Source organism: Staphylococcus sp. TE8 (assembly GCF_000692055.1).
GTDB lineage: Bacteria > Bacillota > Bacilli > Staphylococcales > Staphylococcaceae > Staphylococcus > Staphylococcus capitis.
The window spans coordinates 12,619-20,405 of the sequence record NZ_JMGB01000005.1 but is presented as its reverse complement, the minus strand read 5'-3'; the positions used below and the strand labels follow the sequence as shown (position 1 = coordinate 20,405).

Sequence of the window (7,787 nt, the reverse complement as noted above, 5' to 3'; positions counted from 1 at the left end):
CTATTCACCAAAGAGCAAAAAAGATACTTCAACACCTGCTGCTTTCGGTAAGACTTTAAATAAACTTATCGCAAATGGAAAATTAAGCAAAGAAAACAAAAAATTCTTACTTGATTTAATGTTAAATAATAAAAGCGGAGATACTTTAATTAAAGACGGTGTTTCAAAAGACTATAAGGTTGCTGATAAAAGTGGTCAAGCAATAACATATGCTTCTAGAAATGATGTTGCTTTTGTTTATCCTAAGGGCCAATCTGAACCTATTGTTTTAGTCATTTTTACGAATAAAGACAATAAAAGTGATAAGCCAAATGATAAGTTGATAAGTGAAACCGCCAAGAGTGTAATGAAGGAATTTTAATATTCTAAATGCATAATAAATACTGATATCATCTTATAGTTTGTATTATATTTTGTAGTATTATATTGCATATAGAAAGACCTCCAGTAGTTGTTTATTGAGTAGACGCTTTAATCATACTACTGGGGTTTTTTATGTCAAAAATTCTTTTCACGCAGAAAAAACGCCACAAACCCTTTCATATCAAGGATAATAAGCGTTTTTATAAAATCGAGTTATTTCTATATAGTATCAAGACAAGAAGAAACTCGTTTTCAACTCGTTTCTAAAACAGAAAAATCTATGTATAATTAAATCGTAATAATTTCGATTGGAGGCGGAGAATTGAACTTTACAAAAGATTTAAATCAAAAAGAAAACGAATTAAGAATTAATATCATACATAAATTTTGTGAAAACCCTAATAAAGAAATAGAAGTAATCCCTCAATATAAAACTTTAATAGACAAAAAAGTTATAACTACTGAAAACAACAAAATCAAATGTATATATCCTATATCTTCTAAAAAAACGAATAAACTAGTTTATACAAACAAAAGCAAAGATCCTTTATTTGCAATGTGTGCAATAGACGCTATAGGTATATATTATACAACAGGTTTAAACATATTAATTTTAAGCGAAGATGAATTAACTAAAGAAAAAATTAAAATAGAAATAAAAGATGACAAAATAATCAATCACAATAAAAGTAATATTTACATTTCATACAAAGATGTTTGTGAAAAAGAAGATTGTGACAAAAATTGCTGTCCTTATATACACTTTTTCACAAGTAGAAATAACGCCACAAACTATTTAAATAGCTTGCCAAATAAAGAGTCTCATAAAATATTAAATCTTAAACAAGCAAAAGAAATTTCAAAACAATTATTTGAGATTAATAATTTGTCTTAATAGTAATTGCTTTATTGACGTTGAGCCTCCGAACCCTTAACAATCCCAAAACTTGTCGAATGGTCGGTTTAATAGCTCACGCTATACCGACATTCGTCTACAAGTTTAGTTAAGGGTTCTTCTCAACGATCAATAAATTTTCTCGTCATAAATGCGTGTCCTATTATTTATTTTATTCACTTTAAATAAAAAAACGTGAAGTAAGCGAACTTGCAACTTACCTCACGTTTTATACCTAAAATGTCTTATTCACTTATAATTTGACATTTATTCACATAGCCATTGTAAATATAAAATCTGACATCTTTATTACCAATTTTGTACATATATTCTTCACCCCATGCTGAAGTAGGAGAGTAAGAATTTGGTTGACCATAATTTTGAATTAAAGTATTTTTATTAATAGATTTTCCATCGAGAGAGAAGAAAACACCATTAGCTTTATTCTCAGATACACCATAAAGTGTTTGATCGTATAAATTTATTCGATTGTCACCGGTTGTATTCTTTGCTATTTGATAGCCGTTGATAGTAAAATTATCGTATTTCAATGACTCTTTGAAATTTTTGTCTAATATAAATCCACTTTGATACGCAGTATAACCATCATAATTATAATAAGGTTCAATAGACTCTTGTGCCTGTGCTTCCGTTGCATTAAATAGTTCGGGCGTTACAGAGAAACCCAAAACAATACCGCTAGCTAGAATAATTTTAGAAAATTTCTTCATAAAAACCCTCCTAATTATTTATAATACATCTATTATTACAGATATATTACAAAAAATCATTAAAATTACAAAAAAATTACAAAAAATCATCTGAAGTTATTACTTTATCAACTTCGAAATTTAAAGCACCAATCATTTTTTGTGACAATCATAGTTAAACTCTGTTTAATTATAATCTCTTTTTATGTGATACCTATAGACAATTAGAAATCCCAAAACAAAATAAATCATTTTTATCATTCATTTTGAAAAATGGTGGTTTTTGTTTATCTTTAGTTAACACTTAGAGTATACCCATATAATATTTTGGTGATAAATATGCATTTTTAGATAATTATGAATATGGAGATGACAGAAGTTATTTAATTACCAAAGTTGGAGACAAAGCTAAAAGTAGTGCTTTAGATAAACCAGATAGAAAAAATGTAAAAGTAGAAAAAGATGAAGAGTAAATAAAAAAATGGCTTAGGTTTTGGATTAAATCTAAGTTGGATTTATTATAGTGTTGGATTGAGATATGTCTGTATAGCCTGTATCACGTCGTTTTTTAAGTTATCTTGTAACTCATCTTTATAGTTATGATAGCGAGCATTGAGGTCTAATGACCGTATTTGAATGGTATCTATGACACCAGTAACCAATCCGTTTTTAGTTTTAACTTCAATATCAGTTGGGAAGCGCACTTCTCGACTCGTAATTGGCAATATCCAAACAAAGTCTGTACCATTAATTGTCATTTGGTTATTTACGACTAAACATGGTCGTATCTTTTGTTTTTCACGTCCACGTGTTGGGTCTAGGTCAATATAGAGTATATCGAATTGTTTAATACTCATATTTCTCGACCTACACTTTCACCAAAATCAATTTCTTCTTCTGTGTATTTACCACCATTTTTAAAGAAATTAGTAATTTTATCTTTAATTGATTCTTCTTTCTTTTTGATGAACAAACCACCATTCATTTCTTGCACTTCAACCTTATCCCCTACTTCGAAATCAGCAAGTTGGATTGTTTGTTTGCTTAAACTGATTGCTTTACTATTACCACTTTTAAATATGCGTTCAGATGTTTTGTTGATATCATTTAATGTTTTTGCCATATTATCATCTCCTTAATACTATTATATCAATGTGTAATTACTTATGTAAATACATTATATGTAAAAAAGATAATTAGTTATATTTTTTCTGCCTTTGCAACAGAACCAATTTGGCTCTCATTTGCGTTTTAAGAGCCAATATAAGTTTTTAGGTTAAAAAACCCCTAATACATGCCCTTTAAAATTCAAAATAAAGGTGTTTTAAATCAAGCAAGAAGAGATGCATTTTTTTGTGACAACGGTAGAAACTGTTCTGAACCATACGCTATGCGTATGGTATTCTTTATACAAACAAAAAACAGGATACTACTTTAAAGTAATACCCTGTTTTAAAATTAAATTTTAATTTATTAAACAAATTTAAGTACTTGGTCAACGATTTTAGCAATTGTATTAGCAATGCCAAAGCCCATGTCTACCCAGTCTTGTTTGACATGTAAACCTGAATTTACTGCATTATGTAATGATTCAACAATACCTGACATAAATGTACACTCCTTTATACAAATTAAAATGATGTAACCATATAAATTTATAACATTTCTAGAATGATTTGTAAATTTAATTTACACTATTTTAATATATCACATCATTAACAATGACAAAAAATACCGGACTCTATATTAAATAGAATCTGGTATTTTTGATTTGTCCATCCTTTTTTTTAATATAAAAAGATGTTATTAATATCATGCTCTTGGAGATTATATATAAATTTAGTATTCAATATTTGGTATTTTATTTACATGTTTTTGATAACGTTTAAGTACACTATAACCAATAGTACAAATAGCTATTGCTACAAATAATTTTTTCAAATTTGTCATTCCTTTACTCTATTTGTTTTCATAATAATTTAATTCTAAATCTTTAGATGTTTGTTTTCGAATAGTTCTCATTAATCCAATATCATTAACTAATGATTGGCCATAAGATGGTATCATTTTTTTGATTTTTGGTGTCCATTTTGATTCATATTCTGAGAAGTTTTTTTCAAGTACTTCTAAAGCTACAGAAACTGAAGTTGAAGCCCCAGGTGATTCTCCTAGTAAAGCAATAATTGAGTGATCTTTAGAATTAACTACTTCCGTTCCAAATTGAATATAACCTTTTCCATGTTCAGGTGTATCTTTGATGACTTGTACACGTTTACCAGCAGTATATAACTGCCAATCTTCATCACGTGCTTCTGGATAAAACGTACGTAAATGATTCATACACCCTTCTTTAGTCATTAATATTTGATCAAACGAATATTTAATTAAAGGAAGGTTTTTAACTGCAGAAGATAAAAGTGTTGTAATATTATATGGCTTAATCGATTTAAATAAATCTAAATTCGAACCATTTTTTAAGAATTTAGGGCCTACACTAGCAAATGGGCCAAATAATAAGGTACGTTCACCATCAATATAACGTGTATCCAAGTGAGGTACAGTCATAGGTGGTGTACCTTTAGGCTCTTTACCATATACCTTAGCGTCATGCTTGGCTATGGTATCAGGGTTAGTACAAATTAAGAATTGACCTGTAATTGGGAAACCACCCAAATTTTTGCTTTCTGGAATACCTGTTTTTTGTAATAATGGAATGGCTCCACCACCAGCACCAATAAATACATAATCAGCAAGTTCTGTTTGCACATCACCACTATTGCGTTGACGTACTTTAACTTCCCATTTACCATCTTTTCGATGATTAAAATCTATGACTTCATGATTATATTGAACATTAGCATTCGGATGTTGTTCAATATTTTTAGCCATTTTTCGAGTAAGCTCACCAAAATTAACATCTGTACCTTCATTAATTTTACTAGCGGCCATAATGTCACTCGAATTATGCCCTTTCATCATTAAAGGAATCCATTTTCTCATTTCCTCAATATCTTCCGTATATTCAATATTGTCAAACATCGGAAAATCTTTCATCGCATAATAGCGATCTTTTAAAAATTGAACATTATTTTTACCTCTCACAAAACTAATATGAGGTAAAGGCTGAATAAATTCTTTAGGGTTAGAAATACTTTTATTTTTAACTAAGTGGCTCCAAAATTGTTTTGAAATTTCAAATTGCTCATTAATTTCTTTTGCTTTTTCAATATCAATTGAACCATCAGGCTTTCTTACTGTATAGTTCAGTTCACATAAAGCAGCATGACCAGTTCCGGCATTATGACGTTCATTAGAACTTTCAATCCCTGGACGATCTAAACGTTCATATAGTTTAATATTCCAATTAGGTTCTATTTCTTTAAGCATAGAACCAAAAGTAGTACTTAATACCCCAGCACCAATAATGACAACTGTTTTTGACTCTTTAGTATTCATAAATAATTCCTCTTCCTTTTTTGTGACTAAGTATTAGTGTAATACAATTCAACTTATAATAAAAATACTCATTTTTAATCTGACTTATTCCATAAAAGAATAGTTTTAAAAGCAACTAAAAAACTCTAAAAGATGCATTAAAGATTTATAAAACTTTAATATATCTTTTTTAGGTGAAAACTTCTGATAATTGTAGGTTCTCTCATTATCTATGATTATTACTTTCTAACTGTATCTAGAAAATCATCTCCCCAATTACAAATTGAAAATACTACTTTATCAAGCTTTAGTCCTATTTCAGTCAATCTATAATCTACTTTAGGAGGGACTACTGGATAGACCGTCCTTTCGAGAATTTTGTCTTGTTCTAGTTCTCTAAGTTGTCTTATTAACATTCGCTGGTTGATATCAGGTAGTTTATTTTGTAATTCACTTAACCTTAAACGATTACTCTGCAAAAGATGGTAAACAATGGCAATCTTCCATCTTCCACCAATGACAGACAGGGCTAAATCTTTCGATGTATAAAATTCTTTATTATTATATTCAATTAGCAATACGAATCCTCCATTTTCATATAGTGACAAAAATGTCAGTATTGTTATTCGAAACAACCAATAACATAATAGCATTATAAAAGATAGAGAGGAGAAACTTTAATGAAATTACAATTAGCAATCGATTTATTAGACCAAAAAGAAGCAGCAAAATTAGCTCAAAAAGTAGAGGAATTCATTGATATCGTAGAAATTGGAACACCAATTGTTATAAATGAAGGACTATCTGCTGTTGAACATATGAGTAAATCAGTCACTAACACACAAGTATTAGCAGATTTAAAAATTATGGATGCTGCTAGTTATGAAGTAAGTCAAGCTGTAAAATTCGGTGCTGACATCGTAACAATTCTGGGTGTTTCTGAAGATGCTTCAATTAAAAGTGCTATCGAAGAAGCACATAACCATGGCAAAGAATTATTAGTTGATATGATCGCGGTTCAGAATTTAGAACAACGTGCAGCTGAATTAGATAAAATGGGTGCTGATTATATTGCAGTACATACTGGTTACGATTTACAAGCTAAAGGTGTATCACCTTTAGAAAGTTTACGTACTGTTAAATCAGTTATTTCAAATTCAAAAGTAGCCGTAGCAGGTGGTATCAAACCCGATACAATTAAATCAGTGGCAGTTGAACAACCAGATTTAATTATTGTTGGTGGTGGCATCGCAAACGCTGACGATCCAAAAGCTGCTGCTAAACAATGTCGTGATATAATTGATGGAAATGCTTAACCATTTTTAATATATGTTTAAACTCCCTCCTTCTTAGTGTATATAATATCTAGATTTAAAAATTATAATTGAAAGGTAATGTTGTAATATGACTAAAAAAGTAGCAATCATTTTAGCAGATGAATTTGAAGATATAGAATTAACTAGTCCAAAAGAGGCATTAGAAAATGCTGGATTTGAGACTGAGATTATTGGTGATACAGCTAATCATGAAGTTGTTGGTAAACATGGTAAAAAAGTAACTGTAGATGTTAGTATCGCAGACGCTAAACCAGAAAATTATGATGCATTATTAATTCCTGGTGGATTTTCACCTGACCATTTACGTGGTGATGAAGAAGGTCGTTATGGTACATTTACTAAGTATTTCACTCAAAATGATGTACCAACATTTGCGATTTGTCATGGCCCACTATTATTAGTTGATACTGATGATTTAAATGGACGTACAATAACTGGTGTTATCAATGTACGTAAAGATTTATCTAATGCAGGAGCACATGTTGTTGATGAATCAGTTGTAGTAGACAACAATATTGTAACAAGTCGTGTACCAGATGACTTAGATGATTTCAATAGAGAGATTATTAAACAATTAGAAGCATAAATTAAGATCCATTATAAATAATTATTTGATAGATTAGACTATCGACAAAGATCTAAAATTTGTCGATAGTTTTTTATTATTAATTTTGAAGCTCCAATTTTATTAAGATATATACATCAAATAATTCATAACGTCGTATTACATATTTTGCATTCCTATACACTATGATGTTACAATACATTTAACGAAGATTATATGCATATATGCACCAATCCCCTCACTATTTGTGGTAGTGAGGGGATTTTTGATGCGGCTTAACGTCGCCTTCTATTTATTACGTTTACTACTAAGCCAGTAAGTAAAATACGCAACTGCACAGCCACTAATGACTGGTGCAATGATGTGAACGAAGATCATAAGCATATTAAGCACCTCCTTCCGTCGAAAATACCGCCGGAAGTTAAGGCGACTCTATTATTATATCATCTGTAAACACGTAAGCATATCCACTTCCGATAAGT

Annotated in this window: 12 protein-coding genes; 4 read left to right on the top strand and 8 right to left on the bottom strand. The window is 29.9% G+C overall.

What is annotated here, in order from left to right:
- The coding region (locus CM54_RS13005; protein ID WP_037551377.1) for a serine hydrolase at nt 1-361 on the top strand (361 nt) is incomplete at its 5' end.
- Between the two features lie 324 nt (nt 362-685).
- Complete coding sequence (gene merB / locus CM54_RS11705) at nt 686-1,258, top strand: organomercurial lyase (RefSeq protein ID WP_002436855.1); 573 nt, start codon at nt 686-688, stop codon at nt 1,256-1,258.
- A 245-nt stretch (nt 1,259-1,503) separates the two neighbouring features.
- Here the strand turns inward: merB and isaB are convergent, their stop codons facing one another.
- The 7 genes from isaB to CM54_RS11675 form a co-directional block, all read right to left on the bottom strand.
- Complete coding sequence (isaB, locus tag CM54_RS11700) at nt 1,504-1,989, bottom strand: immunodominant staphylococcal antigen IsaB family protein (protein WP_002436880.1); 486 nt, start codon at nt 1,987-1,989, stop codon at nt 1,504-1,506.
- Nucleotides 1,990-2,486: 497 nt separating this feature from the next.
- Nucleotides 2,487-2,825, bottom strand: coding sequence for a type II toxin-antitoxin system PemK/MazF family toxin (locus CM54_RS11695; protein WP_002436882.1), 339 nt, complete (start codon nt 2,823-2,825; stop codon nt 2,487-2,489).
- A complete protein-coding gene (locus CM54_RS11690) occupies nt 2,822-3,070 on the bottom strand; it encodes an AbrB/MazE/SpoVT family DNA-binding domain-containing protein (protein ID WP_176746841.1) in 249 nt (82 codons plus the stop codon). The genes CM54_RS11695 and CM54_RS11690 overlap by 4 nt, the downstream gene beginning before the upstream one ends.
- A gap of 371 nt (nt 3,071-3,441) precedes the next feature.
- Complete coding sequence (locus tag CM54_RS11685; protein ID WP_002436888.1) at nt 3,442-3,576, bottom strand: beta-class phenol-soluble modulin; 135 nt, start codon at nt 3,574-3,576, stop codon at nt 3,442-3,444.
- Between the two features lie 231 nt (nt 3,577-3,807).
- Nucleotides 3,808-3,918 (bottom strand): SE2200 family small protein, encoded by a 111-nt coding sequence (locus CM54_RS12460; protein WP_080550853.1) that lies wholly within the window; start codon nt 3,916-3,918, stop codon nt 3,808-3,810.
- 9 nt (nt 3,919-3,927) lie between these two features.
- Nucleotides 3,928-5,424, bottom strand: a complete 1,497-nt coding sequence (lqo, locus tag CM54_RS11680) for an L-lactate dehydrogenase (quinone) (RefSeq protein ID WP_002441949.1) — start codon at nt 5,422-5,424, stop codon at nt 3,928-3,930.
- 218 nt (nt 5,425-5,642) lie between these two features.
- Entirely contained in the window at nt 5,643-5,981 is a 339-nt protein-coding gene (locus CM54_RS11675) for a winged helix-turn-helix transcriptional regulator (protein ID WP_002436858.1), read from the bottom strand.
- Between the two features lie 102 nt (nt 5,982-6,083).
- Between CM54_RS11675 and hxlA the strand changes: the two genes are divergently transcribed.
- Nucleotides 6,084-6,719 (top strand): 3-hexulose-6-phosphate synthase, encoded by a 636-nt coding sequence (hxlA, locus tag CM54_RS11670; RefSeq protein WP_037551372.1) that lies wholly within the window; start codon nt 6,084-6,086, stop codon nt 6,717-6,719.
- 88 nt (nt 6,720-6,807) lie between these two features.
- On the top strand, nt 6,808-7,326 hold the full coding sequence (locus tag CM54_RS11665; protein WP_016931402.1) for a type 1 glutamine amidotransferase domain-containing protein: 519 nt from the start codon (nt 6,808-6,810) through the stop codon (nt 7,324-7,326).
- A gap of 267 nt (nt 7,327-7,593) precedes the next feature.
- On the opposite strand, the gene CM54_RS12685 is transcribed toward CM54_RS11665, so the two are convergent.
- Nucleotides 7,594-7,689, bottom strand: a complete 96-nt coding sequence (locus CM54_RS12685) for a type I toxin-antitoxin system Fst family toxin (RefSeq protein WP_002441941.1) — start codon at nt 7,687-7,689, stop codon at nt 7,594-7,596.
- Nucleotides 7,690-7,787: the final 98 nt, after the last annotated feature.

Coding starts and splice junctions, on each gene's coding strand:
- isaB (WP_002436880.1), bottom strand. CDS start 1,989: ATGAAGAAATTTTCTAAAATTATTCTAGCTAGCGGTATTGTTTTGGGT.
- CM54_RS11695 (WP_002436882.1), bottom strand. CDS start 2,825: ATGAGTATTAAACAATTCGATATACTCTATATTGACCTAGACCCAACA.
- CM54_RS11685 (WP_002436888.1), bottom strand. CDS start 3,576: ATGTCAGGTATTGTTGAATCATTACATAATGCAGTAAATTCAGGTTTA.
- CM54_RS12460 (WP_080550853.1), bottom strand. CDS start 3,918: ATGACAAATTTGAAAAAATTATTTGTAGCAATAGCTATTTGTACTATT.
- lqo (WP_002441949.1), bottom strand. CDS start 5,424: ATGAATACTAAAGAGTCAAAAACAGTTGTCATTATTGGTGCTGGGGTA.
- hxlA (WP_037551372.1), top strand. CDS start 6,084: ATGAAATTACAATTAGCAATCGATTTATTAGACCAAAAAGAAGCAGCA.
- CM54_RS11665 (WP_016931402.1), top strand. CDS start 6,808: ATGACTAAAAAAGTAGCAATCATTTTAGCAGATGAATTTGAAGATATA.
- CM54_RS12685 (WP_002441941.1), bottom strand. CDS start 7,689: ATGCTTATGATCTTCGTTCACATCATTGCACCAGTCATTAGTGGCTGT.